At 54.7% G+C, this 21,779-nt stretch carries 22 protein-coding genes; 6 read left to right on the top strand and 16 right to left on the bottom strand.

Going from position 1 to position 21,779, the window contains the following annotated elements; translation table 11 throughout:
* The coding region (locus ACQY5R_RS10435) for a hypothetical protein (RefSeq protein ID WP_428607901.1) at positions 1-812 on the bottom strand (812 nt) is incomplete at its 3' end.
* Between the two features lie 157 nt (positions 813-969).
* The gene (locus tag ACQY5R_RS10430) at positions 970-1,917 is read right to left on the bottom strand and encodes an AraC family transcriptional regulator (RefSeq protein ID WP_428607898.1); all 948 of its coding nucleotides are present in this window, start codon (positions 1,915-1,917) and stop codon (positions 970-972) included.
* A 90-nt stretch (positions 1,918-2,007) separates the two neighbouring features.
* Between ACQY5R_RS10430 and ACQY5R_RS10425 the strand changes: the two genes are divergently transcribed.
* Entirely contained in the window at positions 2,008-3,201 is a 1,194-nt protein-coding gene (locus ACQY5R_RS10425) for a PLP-dependent aminotransferase family protein (protein ID WP_428607895.1), read from the top strand.
* A 26-nt stretch (positions 3,202-3,227) separates the two neighbouring features.
* Here the strand turns inward: ACQY5R_RS10425 and ACQY5R_RS10420 are convergent, their stop codons facing one another.
* From ACQY5R_RS10420 to ACQY5R_RS10410, 3 genes are all read right to left on the bottom strand, one after another.
* Positions 3,228-3,701, bottom strand: a complete 474-nt coding sequence (locus ACQY5R_RS10420) for a hemerythrin domain-containing protein (protein ID WP_428607892.1) — start codon at positions 3,699-3,701, stop codon at positions 3,228-3,230.
* An 11-nt stretch (positions 3,702-3,712) separates the two neighbouring features.
* Positions 3,713-4,342: an MBL fold metallo-hydrolase gene (locus ACQY5R_RS10415; protein WP_428607889.1), complete on the bottom strand. Its 630-nt coding sequence runs from the start codon at positions 4,340-4,342 to the stop codon at positions 3,713-3,715.
* 90 nt (positions 4,343-4,432) lie between these two features.
* Positions 4,433-4,696, bottom strand: coding sequence for a sulfurtransferase TusA family protein (locus ACQY5R_RS10410; protein ID WP_428607886.1), 264 nt, complete (start codon positions 4,694-4,696; stop codon positions 4,433-4,435).
* Positions 4,697-4,848: 152 nt separating this feature from the next.
* Here ACQY5R_RS10410 and ACQY5R_RS10405 point away from each other — a divergent pair, with 152 nt between their 5' ends.
* The 3 genes from ACQY5R_RS10405 (at position 4,849) to ACQY5R_RS10395 (ending at position 8,469) form a co-directional block, all read left to right on the top strand.
* Positions 4,849-5,556 (top strand): TetR/AcrR family transcriptional regulator, encoded by a 708-nt coding sequence (locus ACQY5R_RS10405; RefSeq protein WP_428607883.1) that lies wholly within the window; start codon positions 4,849-4,851, stop codon positions 5,554-5,556.
* A gap of 249 nt (positions 5,557-5,805) precedes the next feature.
* The gene (locus ACQY5R_RS10400) at positions 5,806-7,614 is read left to right on the top strand and encodes an AMP-dependent synthetase/ligase (protein WP_428607881.1); all 1,809 of its coding nucleotides are present in this window, start codon (positions 5,806-5,808) and stop codon (positions 7,612-7,614) included.
* A 141-nt stretch (positions 7,615-7,755) separates the two neighbouring features.
* Positions 7,756-8,469 carry a DUF599 domain-containing protein gene (locus ACQY5R_RS10395; RefSeq protein ID WP_428607878.1) on the top strand — a complete coding sequence of 238 codons (714 nt, stop codon included), beginning with the start codon at positions 7,756-7,758 and terminating at the stop codon, positions 8,467-8,469.
* Positions 8,470-8,477: 8 nt separating this feature from the next.
* Here ACQY5R_RS10395 and ubiM read toward each other — a convergent pair whose 3' ends face one another.
* Positions 8,478-9,680 carry a 5-demethoxyubiquinol-8 5-hydroxylase UbiM gene (ubiM, locus tag ACQY5R_RS10390; protein WP_428607875.1) on the bottom strand — a complete coding sequence of 401 codons (1,203 nt, stop codon included), beginning with the start codon at positions 9,678-9,680 and terminating at the stop codon, positions 8,478-8,480.
* 322 nt (positions 9,681-10,002) lie between these two features.
* Here ubiM and ACQY5R_RS10385 point away from each other — a divergent pair, with 322 nt between their 5' ends.
* Entirely contained in the window at positions 10,003-10,314 is a 312-nt protein-coding gene (locus ACQY5R_RS10385; protein WP_428607872.1) for a hypothetical protein, read from the top strand.
* 75 nt (positions 10,315-10,389) lie between these two features.
* Here the strand turns inward: ACQY5R_RS10385 and ACQY5R_RS10380 are convergent, their stop codons facing one another.
* The 10 genes from ACQY5R_RS10380 to ACQY5R_RS10335 all read right to left on the bottom strand — a co-directional run bounded on the left by ACQY5R_RS10380 (position 10,390) and on the right by ACQY5R_RS10335 (position 20,904).
* Positions 10,390-11,097, bottom strand: a complete 708-nt coding sequence (locus ACQY5R_RS10380; RefSeq protein ID WP_428607869.1) for a DUF3581 family protein — start codon at positions 11,095-11,097, stop codon at positions 10,390-10,392.
* A gap of 200 nt (positions 11,098-11,297) precedes the next feature.
* Positions 11,298-11,876 (bottom strand): chalcone isomerase family protein, encoded by a 579-nt coding sequence (locus tag ACQY5R_RS10375; protein WP_428607866.1) that lies wholly within the window; start codon positions 11,874-11,876, stop codon positions 11,298-11,300.
* 79 nt (positions 11,877-11,955) lie between these two features.
* Entirely contained in the window at positions 11,956-12,882 is a 927-nt protein-coding gene (locus tag ACQY5R_RS10370; protein ID WP_428607864.1) for an electron transfer flavoprotein subunit alpha/FixB family protein, read from the bottom strand.
* Positions 12,879-13,631: an electron transfer flavoprotein subunit beta/FixA family protein gene (locus ACQY5R_RS10365; protein ID WP_428607861.1), complete on the bottom strand. Its 753-nt coding sequence runs from the start codon at positions 13,629-13,631 to the stop codon at positions 12,879-12,881. The genes ACQY5R_RS10370 and ACQY5R_RS10365 overlap by 4 nt, the downstream gene beginning before the upstream one ends.
* A 78-nt stretch (positions 13,632-13,709) precedes the next feature.
* On the bottom strand, positions 13,710-14,507 hold the full coding sequence (locus ACQY5R_RS10360; RefSeq protein WP_428607858.1) for an enoyl-CoA hydratase-related protein: 798 nt from the start codon (positions 14,505-14,507) through the stop codon (positions 13,710-13,712).
* 120 nt (positions 14,508-14,627) lie between these two features.
* Positions 14,628-15,158, bottom strand: a complete 531-nt coding sequence (locus tag ACQY5R_RS10355) for a thioesterase family protein (protein WP_428607855.1) — start codon at positions 15,156-15,158, stop codon at positions 14,628-14,630.
* Positions 15,159-15,194: 36 nt separating this feature from the next.
* Positions 15,195-16,976 carry an acyl-CoA dehydrogenase C-terminal domain-containing protein gene (locus ACQY5R_RS10350; protein ID WP_428607852.1) on the bottom strand — a complete coding sequence of 594 codons (1,782 nt, stop codon included), beginning with the start codon at positions 16,974-16,976 and terminating at the stop codon, positions 15,195-15,197.
* A 4-nt stretch (positions 16,977-16,980) separates the two neighbouring features.
* Entirely contained in the window at positions 16,981-19,305 is a 2,325-nt protein-coding gene (locus ACQY5R_RS10345; RefSeq protein WP_428607850.1) for a 3-hydroxyacyl-CoA dehydrogenase NAD-binding domain-containing protein, read from the bottom strand.
* A complete protein-coding gene (locus ACQY5R_RS10340) occupies positions 19,305-20,429 on the bottom strand; it encodes a thiolase family protein (protein ID WP_428607847.1) in 1,125 nt (374 codons plus the stop codon). The genes ACQY5R_RS10345 and ACQY5R_RS10340 overlap by 1 nt, the downstream gene beginning before the upstream one ends.
* Positions 20,430-20,508: 79 nt before the next feature.
* Complete coding sequence (locus tag ACQY5R_RS10335; protein WP_428607844.1) at positions 20,509-20,904, bottom strand: MerR family transcriptional regulator; 396 nt, start codon at positions 20,902-20,904, stop codon at positions 20,509-20,511.
* Between the two features lie 201 nt (positions 20,905-21,105).
* On the opposite strand from ACQY5R_RS10335, the gene thrH reads away from it, so the two are divergent.
* Complete coding sequence (thrH, locus tag ACQY5R_RS10330; protein WP_428607907.1) at positions 21,106-21,711, top strand: bifunctional phosphoserine phosphatase/homoserine phosphotransferase ThrH; 606 nt, start codon at positions 21,106-21,108, stop codon at positions 21,709-21,711.
* Positions 21,712-21,779: the final 68 nt, after the last annotated feature.

Genomic DNA, 21,779 nt, shown 5'->3' with positions numbered 1-21,779 from the left:
TTCAACTCGGTCTTCAACTGATGAGTACGCAACTTAACCCGTGCTTCCAGTTCGGTATTAAGCATAAACAGCTGGCGTTCTTCGGAACGGGATAACAGAAACAGGTATAAAAACACCAGGGCATAGGCGGCGAATCGCAATAGATGCCAATACCACCAGGCGGGATCCCACAACACGGATAACGGAAACATCAGTCCTGAAGCGCCGAGCAATAGATAATGGCTGGAAAAGATAGGACTGTCCTGCACGGACTGACGGCGTTTTTCCAACAGGAAGTAGACGGCCGCCGCCAAAAACAGCCCGCCACCCAGGGCATTGATCCAAGTGGCCGGAATACTGAACAGCCCCTGATTATCCAGCATCGACCATAGTGGCCCATAGTGTAGTGCCGCACTGCCGATCACTATCCCCATCAGCATCACCACCAGGGGTAATCGGTAAACGACCGCCCGTCTGGCAATGGATTCGGGTAACCAGATCAAGGAGGCCATCAGTCCGCCTAACAGCATGGCGAGCGAGTGGAGCCAGACAAAACGCTGCAGTTCCTGGGACAAGGCGTGGAAACCGTCCAGTACCCCCATCCCGGCCAGCGCCGCCACTACCCATATATAACGTGCCGGAATCCGTTCATAAACCTTGAGCAGGGTGAGCAATGCCGCCGCCATTAAGGCGGTAAAAGCACCCAGCGTTTCTAAAAACACATGTAAGGGTGAGTGGATCCACTGCACGGCTGGGAACAGGCTATGGACCGCCACACCGCCTGTAAGGAGGGAAAGAACGGTACCCAACAGCAAAGCGTTAAGCCATCTCATCTTATTTTCAGCTTAGGAGTGCCCTATCACCTCGTCCAGTGATCAGAGTCGTTTCCATCCCGCTTTGTGACATGGGTCATCCCAGACAGGGAACATCAGGAAGAAATATACTTAAATTATTGATTGTCCTGTTTTTATCACTTAATCAAATGTTTGTTCAAACTATTTTTCTGGTTACCGGAATACGGAATTCCAGACTGAAATGGCCACTCTGATTGATAAAGTGGTTGTCGTGATAGAGGGCATAAGGCGGAAGACTCCTGGCCTGGTAATCGCTGGCGGGGAGCCAATGCCTATACAGATCCCTCATCAGATAAAGCAGATCACCAAACATTCCCTCTCCACGGCAGCAGGCATACAACCCTCCAGGTATCTCCATAACGCCCACACCATCACTGGGATAGATTGGTTCCGGCAGCGCCAGGCAAGCCACGTAACGGCACTGATCAAAAGCTACCAAGTCCGGATTGCTGTGGTGCAGACCGATCATGGCTTGAGCATCCACATCTATTCCCTGCGCCACCCCCCAATCCAGCAATTGTGCCCACACTTCGCTGATTCGCGGGTCATAGCCGACATGGCGGATATAGGCCACCGGGACGCTGGTCAGGCGCCGGATCTCCACCTTGCGGGAAACGGATGGCTGAACGCTATCCAACGTGTCCCGATAATAACGCTGCAAAGGATTGCGTTCCGATTCAGACCAGGCGGCTTTCAGGGTCCGGCTTCGGTTTGCATAACCCTCGCGCCGCCAGTACGTCGGTGAGCAGCCGAAATACGCCTTGAAGGCGTGATTAAACGCCGCATTGGACTGAAACCCACACTCCCCCGCCACTTCGACAATAGCCATATTCGGATTATAAATCAGCAAATTAGCCGCCCATTCCAAACGACATCGACGGATGTAGTCGTGCACACTCTCACCGGTGATCTGTCTGAAAATACGCTGAAAATGGTAGGGAGAGTAACAGGCATTTTGCGCCAAACGACCGATATCCAACGAGGCGGAAAGATCCGCATGTATCAGGTAGAGCACCTCGTTGATGCGGGTCTGGTGTTCATAGGCGGTAGTTCGGCGCAGGCTCATGGCAAAAAAATAGCACATTTAGACAAAAGATTTACCCCAAACCATCAAATGGAGAAGTAGCGGATTGTCTTATGCTGCAAACAGCCTACAACAACAGAGATCATGAGGATGTTTGCACAACGCACTATCAATCTGAATAGCTCTTTCATCCGGGATATCCTGGCCGTCACCCAACAGCCCGACATGATCTCTTTTGCCGGCGGGCTGCCGGATCCGGACCTGTTCCCGGTAGCCGCCTTGCAGCAAGCGTCAACCCAAATGCAGCAGAAACTGGGCAACCGACTCTACCAGTACAGCGAAACCCCGGGACTGTTTCCGCTACGTCAACACATTGCCGAGCAGTTGACCGATACCGCCTCCCATGCCGAACAGATCATTGTCACCACCGGCTCTCAGCAGGGCCTGGATCTGGTCGTGCGCTGCCTGGTCGATCCGGGCGACAAGGTGATGGTTGAAGCCCCCACTTATCTGGGGGCGCTGCAGGTACTGCGGGCCAACCAGGCTACCCTGCTCTCCATACCGTCTGATGAACAGGGTCCTGATCTGGAGGCACTGGAGACGCTGATCAAACGCGAGCCGATTCGCTGCTTCTATACGGTAACCGACTTCCAAAACCCGACCGGTGCCAGCTATTCCCTGGAGCGAAGGAAGGGCCTAGTCGCCCTGGCCGAACGTTACAACTTCTGGATCCTGGAAGATGCCCCTTACAGCGCCCTGCGCTACTCCGGTGAGGTGCTTCCCTCGCTGCAATCCTTGCTTCCGGAGCGGGTGATTCACTTCGGTTCTTTTTCCAAGATTATCGCACCGGCACTGCGTCTGGGCTGGATCAGTGCTCCGCGCGAGGTGATCAAGGTGGTTGAGAAATTGAAGCAGGCGGCTGACCTGCATTCCAGCGGCTATGATCAGCAACTGGTACTGAGTTTTCTACAGAGCGGGGCGCTCGCCCCCCACCTGGAAGAGATCCGTCGCGCCTATGGTGAGCGGCTGGATAGCATGGCCAATGCGCTCAAGCACCACCTGGCAGACCAGGTTCGGTTTACCAAACCCCAGGGTGGAATGTTTATCTGGGCCACCCTGACCAGCAACGAGAGCACGCTGGAACTGTTCAGGGCCGCGGTCGCCGAAGGCGTCGCCTTCGTTCCCGGCGAAGCGTTCTATATCAGCGGGGAATCGGATAACAGCATGCGGTTAAACTTCTCAAACAGCACCGCCACCAAGATTGAGGAGGGGGTAAGGCGACTGGCCGGGCTCATCAACAACAGTCGCAACAGAGAGACAACAACCCCGGCGCTGGCTTACTAAGCCTGTTGACTGACCCTGACTTGCCCTTAATTCCAGAACGGTTCGTCCCAGGTGACAGAGTCAGGGATATGTCCCTGATCCAGTTCACGGCTGATCTGTTCCAGATCCTGTGGGGACAACGTCTTTTCGCAGTAGGGGAAGAAACGCTGCTCTTCCCATTTGACATGCTGTTTCAACAAGTCGACAAAGCTTTCCAACAAAGATTTAAGATCATCCGCCGGCTCTCGAATCGCGTCTACCAGTCGGATAAATTTCTGATGATCCTCTATCACCTGCGTCACGGCGATATCTTGTGCCTGGGCCGTATCCAGACGTCCGATCAAAGATTGCTCTTCCAGATCAAAATGGGGCTGCAGTAACGTATCGACAATGAAGACCACATAGCGGGCGATCTGCTCCGGATCGGTACCATTGCTCATACCCTTGTTAATGCGCCGCGCGAACTTCAGTGCATCGTGATGCTCCCAGGAGAGTTTTTTCAAGTGCTCACTGCGCTTCATCGGTCTGCAGCTCAGTTGAGGAAGGGGTTGGTCGCCCGTTCATGGCCGATGGTCGACACCGGCCCGTGCCCGGCGATGAATTCCACCTCGTCGCCCATACTCCATAACTGTTGGCGGATTGACTGTAATAGGGTGGCATAATCCCCTTTGGGAAAATCGGTTCGTCCGATCGATCCGTTGAACAACACATCACCCACAATCGCCACTTTCTCGGACGGATTGAAAAAGACCACATGGCCTGGCGTATGCCCAGGGCAGTGCCGTACTTCCAGTTGCTGGTTACCGACCTGCACCACGTCCCCCTGCTCCAGCCAGCGTGCCGGCTCAAAACTCTCGGCGGGAGGGAATCCAAACATCTTCGCCTGTTCAGAGAGGTCATCGATCCAGAATTTGTCCTCCTTATGCGGGCCTTCGATAGGAATACCCAGGCGTCTTGAGAGCTCTCCTGCTGCGCCGGCATGATCAATGTGCGCATGGGTGATCAGGATCTTCTCCAGGGTCAATCCCTGGGTCTCAACCTCCTGCAGAATTCGATCAATATCCCCACCGGGATCGACTACCGCCGCCCGTTTTGTCTCTTCACAGACAACCAGTGTGCAATTTTGCTCAAATGCGGTCACGGGAATTACAGTAAATTTCATACGAAACCATTTTTTGGAGGTTAAACAGGGTGGAAAATTATACCGTAACTTTACCGCGATGTGCGCCATGAAAAGCAAGCAGTACGACAATCATACCGTTTTCCCGGCCACTTTCTTGATCCAGTAGAGGAATCGCCCATCCTCCTCACTACTGGCTAAAAGGTCGAACTCTGGGAGTTTACAGAGTACCGGAAACTCCTTTCTTGAATCGGGGTGGGTGACGATCACTTTCAGTACTTCGCCTATCGCCATGCGCGAAAGCGCAGCCTTGGTCTTCAGCACCGGTAGCGGGCAGATTAACCCGCTTACATCCAACTGCTTATCGCACTTCGGCGCTTCAATCGTTTCAGTCAACGGGGCCTCCTATCAATGGTCGGAACTCAACATTTCCTGCTTATTACGCCACTATCATTGACAGCTTAGTGGAAAATCGACTTGACAAAAATTAAAACGAACGTTTAACTGAATCCCTAATCTATCAAAATCGTCAGGGGTAATATGGCCCAATGAACCCATTTAGAGCAAATGCCATTGCCAGCAGCGAGATCAGCAACCACCACTTGAAGGTGCCGATCGACACAAAGAATAAAATTCTTGATGTCGCTGAGGAAATTTTTGCCGAAAAAGGCTATTCCGCCACCTCGATGCGCACCATCACGTCCCGGGCCAACGTCAATTTGGCGGCGGTCAATTACCACTTCGGATCAAAGGCTCAACTGTATCATGCAGTTTTTCAACGTAGAGTGGAGCCGATGAATAAAAAGCGTATTCAAACGCTCGATACCATGGAGCAGAAGGCCGGCGATCAGCCCCTCCCCGTGGAGGACATCCTGCGCGCCTTTGTGGAGCCAGCCCTTAAAGCGAGCATGAATCCCAACCAGGGCGGCACCAATTTCATTAAGCTGCTGGGACGAACCCATGCCGAACCGGGTCCGGAGGTGCACGATTTCCTGCCACTGCTTTATGCAGAGGTGAAAGACCGGTTTCGTAAAGCCTTGGCAAAAACCCTCCCCGAACTCTCACAAGAGGAGCTCTCCTGGCGGGTTCACTTCGTCATCGGCACCATTGCATTCACCCTGGCCGGCACTGATGCGCTGGAGATGATCGAATCTTGTCGATATTGTGATCCGGCAGATATTGAGGGCATTATTCAGCGCCTGTTACCCTTTTTAAAAGGGGGACTCAGTGCGCCTTCGGCTTTACCGCCACGCTGACCATCTGACTTAAAAAGGAGCGCCTATCGTCATAGTGCAACGAATCATCCATAAATAGCCCGTCGGTTCGAATGCCGACACTCAACCATAACGATAATAAACTTGTATTAATCCACCCGGCGAAACAGGTGATAAAGCCCCCCGCCACGACAACCGGGACAACCCGACTACCCAGGTTGCAAAGAAGCTGAATGTACAAACATCTACGCAGATAGGTACTGTCGATTCGCTTCAAGAGAGGAGAGCATTATGAAAGCCAACCAGGAAATCATCTCCCTGGACGAGGCCGTTACACTGGCAGGACTGTTTAATGAGCGCACCCGACGCACCCCTGACCGAATCGCATACCGTTATTTCGATCCGGACCAGGCCGTTTGGAAAGAGAGCTCCTGGTCTGAAATGCGACGAGAAACTGCACGTTGGCAAGCGGCATTTCAGCAAGAGGGCCTAAAGCGCGGCGACCGAGTGGGTATCATGATGCCCAATCGACGGGAATGGGTCATGTTCGATCAAGCCGCCCTCGGCCTTGGTCTGGTGAGTGTGCCACTGTTTTATAACGATCGCGGTGGGAACGTCGCCTATATTGCCGAAGCCTCGGCAATCAAACTGTTGGTCATATTCGGCCGCGAGCAGTGGCAGAGCCTGGCGCCGGTTAGAGATGAGTTAGCGACTATTCATCGCATTATCTCTATCGAATCACTGGATGGTATGGAGCACGATGACCGTATTCGGCAACTGGATGAGTGGCTTCCCAAGATGGCAGGAGAATACCAGATTGTAGACGATATCGATCCCCACAGCCTCTGCTCTATTGTCTACACATCCGGCACCACCGGTCATCCCAAGGGGGTGATGCTGAGCCACCACAATATCCTCAGCAACACCTACCAGGCGCTTCAGACCACCACCGTCAATGATGACGATATCCTGCTCTCCTTTCTGCCACTCTCCCACATGCTGGAACGTACCGGCGGTTATTACCTGCCCTTAATGGCGGGCATTACCGTGGCCTATGCCCGCTCGATTCTGCTGCTGGCAGAGGACCTGCTGATTATCCGCCCCACCTTCATGATCAGCGTACCGCGTATCTATGAACGGATCTACGCCAAGATCCAGGAGGGGCTGGACGAAAAGCCTGCGATCGTACGCAAACTGTTCAATCTTGCAGTCAGTGTGGGTTGGAAGCGGTTTGAATGCCTACAAGGCCGGCGAAGCTGGTCCCCCTGGCTGCTACTCTGGCCGCTGTTGGACAGACTGGTGGCCAATCAGATTACCGGAAAGCTGGGTGGGCGCCTGCGTACAGCCATCAGTGGTGGCGCCCCTTTGCCACCGGACGTCGCCCGCACCTTTCTGGCACTCGGGGTACCGGTATTACAAGGGTATGGATTGACAGAGACCAGCCCGGTGCTGGCGGTGAACAGAATTGATGACAATATTCCCGAAAGCGTCGGTCGTGCACTTCCCGGAACCCAGTTGGCAACCGCAGATAACGGGGAATTGCTGGCTAGGGGTGATGCGGTCATGCTCGGCTTCTGGAACAATCCGCAAGAGACCGCCCGGGTTATCGACGAGAACGGCTGGTTTCACACCGGTGATGTAGCCAGGATAGACGCCACCGGGCATGTCTACATCACCGGCAGAATAAAGGACATCATCGTACTGGCCAACGGTGAAAAGGTCTCACCCGCCGACATGGAGATCGCCATCGCCATGGACGCGCTATTCGAACAAGTACTGGTCATTGGGGAAGGACGTCCCTTCCTCGCCGCACTGATTGTGCCACAGACGGAGCACTGGAGAAATCTGGCCGAAGGGTTAGGACTGGATCCGGATGACCCGACTGCAATGCGGGATAAGAAAGTGCTCGATCAGGTGTATCGTCGAATTGGCGATCAACTGCGTGAATTTCCCGGCTATGCACAGATACGCAAGGTGGTATTGCTGGGAGAAGCCTGGAGTGTGGAGAACGGCTACCTGACCCCCACCCTCAAAACCAAGCGCAAGCTGATTATTGAACACTGCGACTCATTCATCAGAGAGATCTATAACGGCCATTAACGCCGATACCAAATATAGCGCCCCGGCCTTGCGGGGCGCTATATAGCAGCAAAACCGCCTCTGTCTGCGGTGATTTGCCACGCCAAGCTCTGCTATAGTGGTAGCCGTTACAATCTATCCGCATTGAGTGACCGCCTATCCATGAACGAGATCATCGCCTTCAGTAAAAGCCATTGGGAAAGCATTACTGCGTTTATCTGGTTTATGTTCTGCTTCTATGGATACATGATCTACTCACAGCGCATGGCACTCACCACCAACAGTCTCTCCAGCGTACTGCACCAATACCGACAGGCATGGATGGAACAGATGATGCTGCGGGATGTGCGGGTTGCAGATACCACGGCACTGGCCAATCTGGAACGCAGTGTGGCCTTCTTCGCCTCATCCACCATGTTGATCCTGGCCGGGTTGGTAACCGTTATGGGTTCAACGGACAAAGTCATCGATATGGTGGCAGACGTACCTTTCGCCATCGATGCCAGCCGCACGGAGTGGGAGATCAAACTGTTACTGCTTGTCGGCCTGTTTATGTATGCGTTCTTTAAATTTACCTGGAGCCTGAGGCAATATGGCTTTTGCGCAGTGATGGTAGGTGGCGCTCCGTCACAGGATGCCCAGATAACAGAACGTGAACGCAAAGCCTTTGCCACCCGCATTGCACATGTCGCCTCCTTAGCCGCTAACAATTTTAACCAGGGGCTGCGTACCTACTATTTCAGTCTGGCGGTGCTGGGCTGGTTCATCAATTCGTGGATTTTTATCGCGTTGAGTAGTGGAATCGTTTGGGTACTCTACCGACGCGAATTCAAATCCAGGACACTTGAAGAGTTAATCATCAGTCGCGCTGAATAGTTGTTGGATTACAGAAATGGCAAACCGCCCTCTTCATGTCCTCCAAGCTCCGTCAGCTTCTTGGAAATCATCTGTTTGACCGGTGGAAAGTTGTTACTCAGGCGCAACACCAGGCCGCGTAGAATTTTAGCCGGTACCGAATCATTGGTATAAAGACTGACAATCTCATTGGTACCGGTATACAACGGCCAGGTCACGCGCATATGTTTTTCCTGGTACTTTTCCAGCACAGCCAAGTCACCGATATCCCGACCTTCTAGTTGTGCCGCCTTGATCTCCCTGAACAGAGTATCCTGACCACGCAGACCCAGATTGAATCCGTGAGCGGTGACCGGATGCATACCCACCGCCGCGTCACCGATCAGAGCATAACGCGACTTGACAAATTTATTGGCGTGAACCGCCACCAGAGGATAGGCGTGCCGCTTCCCTTCCAGCCGCATCTCACCCAAACGGTTATTGAAACGTGCCTGCACCTCAGCCGCAAAATCTGCATCGCTAAGGGCTTGAATCTGGCTCGCCACATCTGCCGTGACAGTCACCACGGTGGAGGAGAGGTTGCCATTCAAGGGCAGTACGGCCAGCGTACGCCCGTAGTGAAAACACTCGTAGGCAATCTGATCATGTGGCTTTTCATGGGTCATACGACTGACAATGGCCACCCTGCCGAAATCCTGCATGGAGGCAGAAATACCCACTTTGCGCCGTGTCGCAGAGAAACGGCTGTCCGCAGCGACCACCAATGAAGCCTCGACCGACTCACCATTGGAAAGGAAAACCGTCGCCTGTTGTGTTTCGATTTGTACACCTTTTACCGAGGTAGCGGTCAACAACTCAACATTGCCGACAGTCTTAACCTCTTCGAACAGTGCCTTTCTGATCAGGTAATTGGGCACCAGGTAGCCGAGGGCATCTACCGCCTCTTTTTTGCTATCTATTTCCAGGCAGTAGGATGAGTTGCCATTGATCACCTTGGCCTGCTTGATCGGGGCAATCTCGCCCTCAGGAATCCGTGCCAATACACCCATCTCGGTGAGGATTTTTTTTGACAAATGGGTCAGGGCGATATCCCGTCCATCAATCTCCGGAGCTTCCAGATCCGCCGCGTCAGACTGCTCAATAACCAGTACACGGAACGCGCTATCAGCCAGAGAGCGGGCAAAACTGAGGCCAGCCGGCCCACCACCTATTATTACGATGTCGTACTTCATCAAGCCCTCTCCAGCACCCTGTGCTCTCAGATCATATCTGTCCAAAGATATTTAAATGGGGCACTTGGCTGCCCTTCCACCCACAAATATCAAGTGCTCATGATAACGGTTAGCGCGGCGCACCAACAGGGCCAATACCCGCATTCAAAACCATACAAATATCAGTTATTTTCAACCTTGCCGCTATCAACCGAACCTGCAGAGCACCCACACCGCCTGTTATACCCACTTGGCATTGAGGGGAATGGTAAATCGTGCTATACAGCTCAAGTCGATTCCCTCTTATTCAAGATAACCGCTTGAAGCTATGGACAATAAGGGCATGAACAGATCAGCCATTACACTCTTTTTTCTATCCCTTGCGCTCCTGACCATCCCTGATATCTCATTTGCCAACAAGTTTGTCACCATCGGAGGAGGCGTCAGTGGAACAAGCGGCGAAAAATTCACGGTATTGAAACAGATCGGCGCCTACACCGGGACCTTTTTTATTCTGCTCGGGGTTTTGAGTGTCGTAACGAAAGACCGCTTTGAAGGCTTTATCGGTATGCGCACAAAAGATCAGGGTGTCTCCCCCGCCTCTTATATACTCATTATCCTCGGCGCCCTGCTCTCGTTGCTGTTTTTCGTTTAAAACCGGTCGCGCTTTTCGGTAAAGCGTGAAGGGATTTACCGGCCCCTTCATCCAAGGGAAGTCCTGACGCAGGGCTCAGGCTGAATGCGCCCGCTGGTAACCGATATAAGATTCAACCATGCGGTTCATATCGGCCTGGTCAAACTCTCTAATTCCACGCAGCGCCATGCGCTTCTCGCCTTCGCCAACCACTTGACTGCCCGACTTCAGGCAGAAGCGCATACGCACATCGCCTTTCTTGCCCTCGATGTTGGTAATGGTATCCGTCAGCTCCAGCGAGGGATGTTCAATATCCAGACGCTGTAGGTCGATGGACATCTGCTGATAGATAACCAGCGGTCTGTCCGGGTTGATCATGACTCCCTCCTGGGACATCAGCGGCACCAATACTTGCAGGAAGTTCTTACCTGAGAACTCGACATAGCGGCGAGTGAAATCCTTAATCAACGTGGAATCATGGGAAATCTGACCGTGTCGCTCTATCTGCAGGCAGTTTTTCTCCTGCCCGTCTACCAAACGCAGCTCATGCTCGGTTTGTTCTTGATATTGCAGAGGCGTCCCGTCACCAACCATCCCTGAGAAGGTAAAGCACATCTTCTGACTTAAACCGTATTTGGCCAGGGTCACTGCAAACAGCAGATCCCCGGGTACGCAAAACAGCTTGGCATCCTGATTGTGCAGGGGGTTAAAGTCGCCTGCGATCTCTTTGGCAAATAGGCTGGCCTGCTGTCGGGTAAACCGGAGACCGGCTTCGTCTTCCGTATAATAATCCGTTAAAACCATATTTCTTGCCTGGTATTCTATTGGCTTCGTGCCGCATCATATCAGGTGTTGGAAAGAAAGCAGTAATTTCATCCGTACTGACTACAGCCGCAACCCACAACCACCCTGAAAAATGGGGACCGGATCAAATAATGCAGAGAAAAATCCCCCTGGGTGGGGGGATTGGTTGACATCTTATCCAGCGTTAACGTACCCGCCTTTTACTGTTCCTGCCCCAGCATGGAGCGCTTCAGGGCGGTGGTTACCGGTTCGCTACCTATCCAGATACGTAGCAGGGCCGGATAGAAATCATCGCCTGGAATAGTGCCCCGGAGTTCACCGTTTACAGATACCCGGGTACCCATCCCGGGAATATTGTCCAACCAGACTTCATCGCCCTCTACGAGATCAGAGAACAGCGCCGAGAAGCGCTGAATCCGATCTTCCAGTTGGCGCATGATCTGCTCATCATGGTTGGCGGCAAAACCCTCACGCCAAGCCTTGTCCAGATCCTGCTTGGTCACCCTATCATATAGAAAATGCATCAGGATGCGTTTGGGTTGGCTGGAAGCCACGATCTCCTCGGCCGAATTCTGTTTCTCCGGCAGATAAAGTGCCCCGATATAGATCTTGAAAATAAACTTGTAGCGAATGCCGGCCCCGTTAAGCTGCAGGACCTGATCGATCCCATCCGGCTTCACCTGATCAGGTAGATTTACCTTGGCAATCTCGGTGGCCCCCAAATGCGTTGCCAATAGCAAACAGCCGAGTGCAAACAGGTTTCGCACGCTTGTTATCATTCTCCCCTCCATCCAGTCACTCGTGGTATTGTCAGTTCGGGCCGATCAACACCCCGCTTCCCGTGCCGCCTTACCGCCGTTACAACTGTTCGGCCAACTCCGGCAGGGCCTGGAACAGATCCGCCACCAAGCCGTAATCGGCCACCTGGAAGATCGGCGCCTCTTCGTCTTTGTTGATCGCCACAATCACCTTGCTCTCTTTCATCCCCGCCAGGTGTTGGATCGCCCCAGAGATGCCCACCGCGATGTACAAATCCGGCGCCACGATCTTGCCGGTCTGTCCCACCTGGTAGTCATTCGGTACATAGCCCGCATCCACCGCCGCCCGCGATGCACCGATCGCCGCGTTCAGCTTGTCCGCCACCGCCTCGATCAGTTTGAAGTTCTCACCACTGCCCATACCCCGGCCGCCCGAGACCACAATCTTGGCGCTGGTCAGCTCCGGCCGTTCCGAGACCGTCAGCTCCGCCCCCAGGTAGCGCGATTTGGTATAGCCTTCTCCGGCCGCTATTGGCTCGATCGTGGCACTGCCGCCACTTTCCGCCGCATCAAACGCCGTACCCCGCACGGTGATCAGTTTGATCCGGTCACTGCTCTGGACCGTCGCCAGGGCATTGCCCGCATAGATCGGCCGTACAAAGGTGTCTTCGCTCTCGATACCGGTGATGTCCGACAGCATCGCCACATCCAGCCGTGCCGCGACCCGCGGCATGAAGTTCTTGCCAAAGGTGGTCGCCGGCGCCAGCACGTGGCTGTAGCCTTCCGCCAGTTGGGTGACCAGCCGTGACAGCCCTTCCGCCAGCGGGTGTTCGTACACCCCGTCATCCGCTACCAGGACTTTACTCACGCCCTGGATCCCGGCCGCCGCTTCGGCCACCGCGCCGCAACCGGATCCGGCTACCAGCAGGTGGATCTCGGCGCCCAGTTGGCGCGCCGCCGTTACTGTGTGCAACGTCGCCCCTTTCAGTTCGGCGTTGTCGTGTTCCGCTATGACCAGAATACTCATGCTATCACCTTCGCTTCGTTACGCAGCTTTTCCACCAACTCCGCTACCGTCTCTACTTTGATTCCCGCCTGGCGCTGGCCCGGCTCGCTCACTTTCAGCACCGTGAGCCGTGGCGCCACATCCACACCCAGGTCTCCTACCGGAATCACTTCCAGCGGTTTCTTTTTTGCCTTCATGATGTTCGGCAATTTGGCATAGCGCGGTTCATTCAGCCGCAGGTCGGTGCTCACCACCGCCGGCAGTTGTAGTTGTACCGTCTCCAGTCCGCCGTCGATCTCCCGGGTCACCGCCAGCTCACCCCCTTCCAGCACGACCTTGGAGGCAAAGGTGCCTTGCGGCCAATCCAGCAGCGCCGCCAGCATCTGCCCCACTTGGTTGCTGTCGTCGTCGATCGCCTGTTTGCCCAGGATCACCAGCTCCGGCTGTTCCCGCTCCACCACCGCTTTGAGCAGTTTCGCCACCGCCAGCGGCTGTAGCTCTTCCTCACTCTCCACCAGTATCCCCCGGTCGGCACCCAGCGCCAGCGCATTGCGGATCGTCTCCTGGCTCTGCTTCGCACCCAACGAGACCACCACGATCTCTTCCGCCTTGCCCGCCTCTTTCAGTCGCACCGACTCTTCCACCGCAATCTCGTCAAACGGGTTCATCGACATCTTGACGTTGGCCAACTCCACCCCCGTCTCGTCCGCCTTCACCCGCACCTTTACGTTGTAATCCACAACCCGCTTTACTGCCACCAGTACTTTCATACATCACCTTCGGTTGATTTGGCTGCCGCCAGTGATTGATTAAAGAGATAAAAATTACCTATCTGAATACGCCGACAACTATTTTCCGGCAAACTCAGGACGCCGTTTTTCCATGAAAGCCGTAACACCTTCGGCAAAATCATCCGATAAGGCACAGCGGGTAAAGCTCTCCTGCTCTGCTAGCAGTTGCTGCGCCAAACTATTGCCCATACTGCTGTTGATCAACTGCTTGGTCTGGGCAAAGGCCTGGGAGGGACCCCTGGCCAAACGCTGTGCAAGTTTCAGCGTAGCCTCCTCCAGCAAGCTATCCTCCACAACTCGGTTCACCAGACCTATGGCCAATGCCTCGTGGGCATCGATCGGTTCATTTAACAGCGTCAAACCCATCGCCCGCTTACTGCCGATGGCGCGTGGAATGAAGTAGGTATTGCCGCCATCCGGAGTGGTTCCGATCTGGGTGTAGGCTTGGGTAAATCTAGCGCAGTCCGATGCAACAGCCAGATCGGCGGCGGCCACCAGACTCATGCCAAAACCGGCCACACTGCCGCGTACACTGGCAATCACCGGCTGCGGCATCTCCCTGAGGATGGTGACGAATTGATGAACAACCTCGATCAATCCGGCTACCTTCGCTTCCCGTTCCTCGGGCAATAGCGCCAAACTTTTTTTGAAAAAGGCGATATCGCCGCCGGCCATGAAATGATCGCCCGCACCACGCAGGATAACGACACGGACAGCTTGATCGGCGGCGAGTTGTTTAAAACCATCCCGCAGTTGGTATGACATGTCGCTATCAAGCGCATTCAGCGATGCCGGTCGGTCCAGTGTAACCACCGCCACCGCGTCGGCTCGTTCGATCCGAACTACCTCATCCATCTCATACCTCTTCGCGATACCCGTTTTTGAATAAAAAGTGGGAGCGGCAGCTTTTGATACCACGATACGGTTGCCCCCTGCACGCAGCGGCCAGTCCGCTCCCACGTAAACTTTTAATACTTACTCCAGCGGACTGAATTCTCTCAAGTGCCGCTCAAAATGATCCAATCCGGCTAAGAACGCCGGCTGTTCCATGACGCCGTCATGATCGGCCAACGCAACCAACTGTTGGGTCGGTATGTTGCCTGAAGGCCCTCTAAACAGACCTTTAACGATACCGACCGCGGCCACTCCCCGTTTCGTTTCGAACCGCTGTTCCATATAGAACCACTTCTCATCCCAACCCAGCAGACGGGTATGCAGGGTAAAACGTTGAAACGGATTGATCTCCCGGCGAAATCGCACATTGGAAAACGCTACAACCGGCAACCAACGTCGTTTCAACGCCTTTCGCATCAAACCGGTGCGCAACATCAACTCTATGCGTCCCAGGTCCATCAATGCCAGATAACGGGAGTTGGTCAGGTGCAGATTAATATCTAGATCGGTCGGCAATACCCGCATCCGCAAACTGGCCACCGCCATCAGCGACTGCTGTGGCCGGAATCGGGAGGTGATCAACTGAACGATCAGACGAAAGATCAGGTTCATCGATTAGCGCCCAATTCACGACACACCGATACCGCTTTAGAACGCCTCATCATTAAACTGCATCATGCCCTTGGAGCCCGCCATGATATTGGCAAACAGGGCACCACTCTGCGGAAGGATACGTTCAAAGTAGAAACGTGCTGTATCCAGTTTGGCCTGATAAAAGAGTGGATCCTGATCCAACTGCTGCTTAGCCACATCCGCCATACGCATCCAGAGATAACCGAGGGTTACCACGGCAAAAAGCCGCAGGTAATCGGCCGCTGCCGCCCCCGCCTCATCGGGATTACCCATACCTTTTTGCGCTATAAAGGCCGTCGCCTTCTGCAGCCGGCCAAACGCTTTGGCCAGTGGCATCAAAAAGCGGTGTTGGGAAAAATCGTGTTCCTTGGATTCCAAATAATCTCTGACCGGATGGAAGAAACGACGCAGGTAGCGGCCCATGTGCGCCGGCAGTTTACGTCCCACCAGATCCATCGCCTGGATACCGTTGGTGCCTTCATAGATCTGGGCAATCCGCGCATCCCGCACATACTGCTCCATACCGTGCTCACGGATATAGCCGTGCCCGCCTAATACCTGCATGCCCAGGTTGGCCACTTCAGAGCCGGTATCGGTCATGAACGCCTTAACGATCGGGGTCATCAGCGCGACAAAGTCCTCCGCCTGCTGACGCCGTTTCCTGTCCGGATTGCGTTTGGCATGATCCAGTTCACTGGCCACCCAAACGGCCAATGCCCGGTTGCCCTCCACATAGGCGCGCTGTGTCAACAACATGCGCCGCACATCCGGATGCACCAGCAGCGAGTCCGCCATCTTGTCGGGGGATTTGACACCGGTCAGCGCACGCCCCTGGAGACGCTCACGGGCATAGGCAACTGCCCCCTGGTAAGAGGCTTCACCGATACCGAGCCCCTGGATACCCACCGCCAGACGCTCGGTGTTCATCATAATGAACATCGCCTCCATGCCCTTGTTCAAGCGACCAACCAGGAAGCCCTCCGCCTCATCGAAATTCATCACACAGGTGGCCGAGGCGTTGATACCCATTTTGTGTTCGATAGAGCCACAACTGACGCCGTTCCGCTCGCCCAACGAGCCATCACTGTTGACACGGACTTTTGGCACCAGGAACAGACTGATACCCTTGATACCTTTTGGCGCGTCCGGCGTACGAGCCAGCACCAGATGGATGATGTTCTCCGTCAGATCGTGTTCACCGGCGGTAATAAACATCTTGGTACCGGTGATACGATAACTGCCGTCTTCCTGCGCTTCGGCCTTGGTGCGCACCAATCCCAGATCGGTGCCGCACTGGGGTTCGGTCAGGCACATCGAGCCGCTCCAGCGACCGGTAACCATATTGGGCAGGAACTTCTCCTTCAACTCATCACTGGCACGTGCCGCCAGGGCGTTATAGGCACCATGGGTTAACCCAGGGTAGAGACCGAAAGCAAAGTTGGTACTGCACATGATCTCTTCAACCAGCATACTGATGGCATTGGGCAGACCCTGTCCGCCGTATTCCGGATCGGCCGCCAGCGCCCCCCAACCCATCTCATTGAAATCGTGATACGCCTCTTTCAAACCGGCAGGCGTCGTCACCTCACCGTTATCAAAGTGGCAACCCTCTTCATCGCCGGAACGATTGAGCGGGAACAGCCGCTCTTCACAAAAACGCCCCGCCTCTTCCAAGATGGCGTCCACCAGATCAGGTGTGACCTCTTCACAGCCCGGTAGTGCCTGTATCGCCTCGGCATCAAACAGTTCGTTATACACAAAGTGCATATCGCGCAGCGGTGTCTTATAGCTAGCCATTCTCTTAGTTCCTCAGCGGTTTACCGGTTTCGAGCATATGTTCCATACGATCGAGGGTATCGGGATGTCGAATCAGTGACATAAACACTTCACGTTCCAGTGCCAGCAGATCATCCTCAGTCATCGGTTCGGTGATATCGGTATCACCACCGCTGAGCATTTCAGCCAGTTTCATTGAGACCACCACATCATGCGCCGTTGCCTTGCCCGCCAGACGAACCCCGTTGACGGCCATCTCCATCGCCGCCTTGGCGGTGGGTCCCGGCAGTCTGATCTCTATCGGCTTTGGTGGCTGATAGCCGTCCACCATTGAAAGGGCGCGCGCCTTGGCATCGGCCAGCAGGCGATCACGATTCATGGTGATGCCGTCGTCAGGACGGAAGAAGAGGAAATCCTTCGCCTCGGCGGCCGACTTGGCCACGGTGGCAGTACTGATGGTTTCAAAACATTTGATGACGGCCGGCATCGGCCCGCCCGGACGCCGCTTGTTGCTGATCCAGCGCTGCAACATCTCCTTGCAGCCACCCCAACCGGGGATCAGACCGACCCCCACCTCGACCAGGCCGATATAGGTCTCGGCATGGGCCTGTACGGCATCACAGTGCAACAGCGATTCACAGCCACCACCCAACGCCATGCCGGAGGGCGCCCCGACTACCGGGAAGGGGGCGTACTTGAGCGCCCGGTAGGTCTCCTGTCCACCTTCGACCATCTCTTCGATCTGATCCCAGGTACCGAGATTGGCGGCAAATAGCAGCAGACCAAGATTGGCGCCTACCGAGTAGTTGTCGCCTTCGTTATGCAATACGAGCGCTTTATAGCCCTTGGAAACGATCGCAATCGATTCACGCATCAGGGCCAGAATATCCGGATCCATGGCGTTCATCTTGCTGGTGTATTCAAGACAGACCACGCCGTCACCGATATCCCAGAGTGCGGCCGAGCCATTCTTGGCCAACGGTTCACTACGCCGTTTGATATCCGACAGCAGCAACACCCCGGCGGGACGCTGCAGATCCTGGTAGATACCGGAAGTATCCAGGTACTGCAGTTGCCCATCCTGAACCCGATAGAAGCTTTGTTCAGCGGCAAGCTGAATCAGCGGCGGCAGAGCCACCCCTTCACGCTCCAGCAACTCACCGAAAGCCTTGGTACCGAGACGGTCGATCAATTCAAACGGACCGTATTTCCAGGCATAGCCCAGCTTCATTGCTTCATCCACGGCCAGGATATCGTCGGCAATCTCGGGTACCAGACTGGCGGCATAACCGAGCACCTGGGCCAGTACTCTTCTTGCGTATCGGCCACCTCTGTCCGGGTGCGAGACCAACGTCTTGAGCCCACCCGTTCGCGCCTGGGCAAGCGACTCCAGATGAGCCTTTTGTGAGGGACGGTATTCACCACTGGCCAGATCAATGCTCTCCTTGACCTTATTGCCGGACGATTTGTTAATGCGATAGAACCCGCCTTTGCCTTTGCGTCCGGTATAACCGTCCGCAATCATTCGGCTCACCAGCTCGGGAATCGTGCTCTTTTCCAGAAACGGGTCACCCTTTGGCAGGGTACGCTCCATGCTTTCCATAAGGTGCGGCATCAGGTCGATCCCTACCAGATCGGAGAGTCCGAACACGCCGGTCTTGGGAATCCCCAGCGGACGCCCCATCACGGCGTCGGCCTCCTCCACCGTCAGACCCAGCGCCATCGCTTCCAGAATCGCCACCTGTATCCAGAAGATACCGATACGGTTGGCGATAAATCCCGGTTTATCCTTGCAGTCGACGACACCCTTACCCAAGGCGCGATCAGAAAAATCCCGGATCGCAGCTACCGCCTCTGCACGGGTTTTATCGCCCGAGGTAATCTCCAGCAGACGCATATAGCGCGGAGGATTGAAAAAGTGGGTAATAAGGAAATCTGCCGCAAAGACATCGCTCTGTCCCGCTACCAAATCATGCAGCGGGATGGTGGAGGTGTTGGACGAGACAATCGACCCCGGCCTGCGGACAGCATCGATCTTGCTATAGAGATCCTGTTTGATATCCAGGCGTTCGATCACCGCCTCGATGATCCAGTCACACTCTGCCAACAGTTCCAGGTGGTCTTCGATATTACCGGTGGTAATCAGGCGTGCATTGCGCTTGTGCATAAAGGGCGCCGGTTGCACCTTGAGCATTTTCTGCACCGCCCCTTCAGCGATGGCATTTCGGTTATCGACCCCCTTAGGGACGATATCCAACAGCACTACGGGAATGCCGGCATTACTGATGTGTGCGGCGATACCGGCCCCCATCACACCGGCACCGATAACAGCAACCTTTTTAATCTCCATTAGATCGCCTCCAGAATGGTGGCAATACCCTGGCCGCCTCCGATACATTGGGTGGCCAGCGCAAACTGTTTACCCTCGCGCTTGAGCAGCGACGCCGCCTTGCCGGTAATACGCGCACCGGTCGCACCGAGCGGATGGCCCAAGGCGATGGCCCCGCCATCCAGATTGGTCTTGGCCAGATCCACATCCAGGTCTCTTACGCAGGCCAGCGACTGGGAGGCGAAGGCCTCATTCAGTTCGATGACATCGATATCGGCCATCGTCAGGCCGGCCCGTTCCAGCGCTTTGCGGGTGGAGATAACCGGCCCGATGCCCATAATCTCTGGGGCACAACCGGAGACCGCAAAACTGCGGATTTTGGCCAGGATATTCAGACCGTGGGCACGCGCATAATCTTCACTGCAGACCAGTACGGCGGAGGCGCCGTCCGTCAACGGGGATGAAGTGCCGGCGGTGACACTGCCGTTCTCGTCAAAAGCCAGCCTGAGCCCGGCGAGACTCTCCAGGGTGGTTTCGGGTCGAATGCAGCCATCCTGCTCCACACCATTGATCGCCACAATTTCGTCGCTTAAGCGGCCATCGGCCTGGGCGGCGGCCGCCTTCTCATGACTGTGCACGGCGAATGCTTCCTGGTCTGCTCGCGAAATGGCGTACTGCTTGGCCAGATTCTCGGCCGTCTCCCCCATGCTCATGTAAGCCCCCGGCATCGCTGCAGCCAACTGCGGATTGGGCATGGGATTGAATCCGGCCATGGGTACCCGGGTCATCGACTCGACGCCGGCGCAGATATAGACCTCACCCGCACCCAGGGTGATTGCTCCCGCTGCCTGATGAATCGCCTGCATGGAGGAACCACAGAAACGATTCACTGTCGCCCCACCGATAGAGACCGGCAGACCGCTGAGGAATACGACCAATCGGGCCATATTGAAGCCCTGCTCCCCCTCCGGGAAGGCGCAACCAAGCATCAGATCCTCAATATCCTCAACAGCCACTCCGGTCCGCTCCACTAACCCCCGCACGGCCGCCGCCGCTAGATCATCGGGCCGTGTCTTGGCCAATGCGCCTTTATTCGAGAGGGTAAATGGGGTGCGGGCATAGCCTGCGATTACGATGTTTTTCATTGCATTCTCCGCCAGTATGGATACCAATTTTCAGTGCAATTCATGCTTTACAGCCGGCTGGCAAACCCAGTTCAACCTGTTATTTCGATGACTCTGCGGCAGCCCGCCTTTTTATATTCGACAATGCCTGTTGTTCTATGTCTCTCAACTCGTCGAGGGTCGCTATCAGATCTTCCTGCTGTTGTTCCAGCTCCTCGATACGACGGCTGATTTTTGTGAGGAGGAGTTGCTGCTGTTCAATCTGCTCAGGATCCACGTTGTACAGGTTCAGATATTCACGAATATCCGTGAGCGAGAAGCCAAGACGCTTGGCGCGCAGAATCAATTTCAGACGGGCACGGTCACGATAAGTGTAGACCCTCGTCGATCCCACACGTTGGGGGCTGATCAACCCCTTGGTCTCATAAAACCGAACTGTTCTGGGAGTAACATTGAACTCCTCGGCCAATTCGGTAACTGTCAGTAACTTATCCATCCTCTACTCCTCGGGAACGCAATATAGACAAGGGTAACGTATACGTCAACCTTTTTACGTAAACGATATTTATATAACCATTAGAATAGTAGGAAGATCCGCACTGCCCATCCACCGGGGCATGGTGTATCCTAGCGGCGTTTTTTATGGGGGAATAACGTCCCCCAATGCTTCCGACAACAGGAGAAATGACGCGTGGAAATGGCCTGTCTCGACCTCGAAGGGGTGCTGATACCTGAAATCTGGATCAATTTTGCCGAAAGAACTGGCATCGACGAGCTTAAGGCGACCACCCGCGACATCCCCGATTACGATGTACTGATGCGGCAGCGCCTGCAGATTCTAAAACAGCATAACCTGGGATTGGCCGACATCCAGGAAGTGATAGCGGGCATGTCACCACTGGAGGGGGCACGCGAGTTTCTGGACTGGCTGAGGGAGCGCTTTCAAGTCGTCATTCTGTCCGATACGTTCTATGAATTTGCCGCCCCTATGATGCGCCAACTGGGCTACCCCACACTGCTCTGTCATAAACTCGGCGTAGATTCAGACGGCATGGTTGAGGCCTATCACCTGCGACAAAAAGACCCCAAACGTCAAGCCGTTAAGGCGTTCCACGGACTCAATTTCCGGGTAATTGCGGCAGGCGACTCCTACAATGACACCACCATGCTAGCCGAAGCCGATAAGGGAATTTTATTCCGCCCCCCTCAGAATGTGATTGATGAGTTCCCTCAATTTCCGGTGGTGACCGACTACTCCGCCTTCCGGGATGCCTTTATGCAAGCCAGTAATCGCGCCCTGTAAGATTACATCCAGAGGGGCCGTCGTCACACTAGGGTGGCGACAATGTCCAGCCAATGAAAAAAACCATC

This window comes from Sedimenticola sp. (assembly GCF_050289425.1).
GTDB lineage: Bacteria > Pseudomonadota > Gammaproteobacteria > Chromatiales > Chromatiaceae > Sedimenticola.
Note: the sequence above shows the minus strand (reverse complement) of the source record. Positions and strands in the feature narration are given on the sequence as shown.

Coding starts and splice junctions, on each gene's coding strand:
- ACQY5R_RS10430 (WP_428607898.1), bottom strand. CDS start 1,917: ATGTGCTATTTTTTTGCCATGAGCCTGCGCCGAACTACCGCCTATGAA.
- ACQY5R_RS10425 (WP_428607895.1), top strand. CDS start 2,008: ATGTTTGCACAACGCACTATCAATCTGAATAGCTCTTTCATCCGGGAT.
- ACQY5R_RS10420 (WP_428607892.1), bottom strand. CDS start 3,701: ATGAAGCGCAGTGAGCACTTGAAAAAACTCTCCTGGGAGCATCACGAT.
- ACQY5R_RS10415 (WP_428607889.1), bottom strand. CDS start 4,342: ATGAAATTTACTGTAATTCCCGTGACCGCATTTGAGCAAAATTGCACA.
- ACQY5R_RS10405 (WP_428607883.1), top strand. CDS start 4,849: ATGAACCCATTTAGAGCAAATGCCATTGCCAGCAGCGAGATCAGCAAC.
- ACQY5R_RS10400 (WP_428607881.1), top strand. CDS start 5,806: ATGAAAGCCAACCAGGAAATCATCTCCCTGGACGAGGCCGTTACACTG.
- ACQY5R_RS10395 (WP_428607878.1), top strand. CDS start 7,756: ATGAACGAGATCATCGCCTTCAGTAAAAGCCATTGGGAAAGCATTACT.
- ubiM (WP_428607875.1), bottom strand. CDS start 9,680: ATGAAGTACGACATCGTAATAATAGGTGGTGGGCCGGCTGGCCTCAGT.
- ACQY5R_RS10385 (WP_428607872.1), top strand. CDS start 10,003: ATGAACAGATCAGCCATTACACTCTTTTTTCTATCCCTTGCGCTCCTG.
- ACQY5R_RS10380 (WP_428607869.1), bottom strand. CDS start 11,097: ATGGTTTTAACGGATTATTATACGGAAGACGAAGCCGGTCTCCGGTTT.
- ACQY5R_RS10375 (WP_428607866.1), bottom strand. CDS start 11,876: ATGATAACAAGCGTGCGAAACCTGTTTGCACTCGGCTGTTTGCTATTG.
- ACQY5R_RS10370 (WP_428607864.1), bottom strand. CDS start 12,882: ATGAGTATTCTGGTCATAGCGGAACACGACAACGCCGAACTGAAAGGG.
- ACQY5R_RS10365 (WP_428607861.1), bottom strand. CDS start 13,631: ATGAAAGTACTGGTGGCAGTAAAGCGGGTTGTGGATTACAACGTAAAG.
- ACQY5R_RS10360 (WP_428607858.1), bottom strand. CDS start 14,507: ATGGATGAGGTAGTTCGGATCGAACGAGCCGACGCGGTGGCGGTGGTT.
- ACQY5R_RS10355 (WP_428607855.1), bottom strand. CDS start 15,158: ATGAACCTGATCTTTCGTCTGATCGTTCAGTTGATCACCTCCCGATTC.
- ACQY5R_RS10350 (WP_428607852.1), bottom strand. CDS start 16,976: ATGGCTAGCTATAAGACACCGCTGCGCGATATGCACTTTGTGTATAAC.
- ACQY5R_RS10345 (WP_428607850.1), bottom strand. CDS start 19,305: ATGGAGATTAAAAAGGTTGCTGTTATCGGTGCCGGTGTGATGGGGGCC.
- ACQY5R_RS10340 (WP_428607847.1), bottom strand. CDS start 20,429: ATGAAAAACATCGTAATCGCAGGCTATGCCCGCACCCCATTTACCCTC.
- ACQY5R_RS10335 (WP_428607844.1), bottom strand. CDS start 20,904: ATGGATAAGTTACTGACAGTTACCGAATTGGCCGAGGAGTTCAATGTT.
- thrH (WP_428607907.1), top strand. CDS start 21,106: ATGGCCTGTCTCGACCTCGAAGGGGTGCTGATACCTGAAATCTGGATC.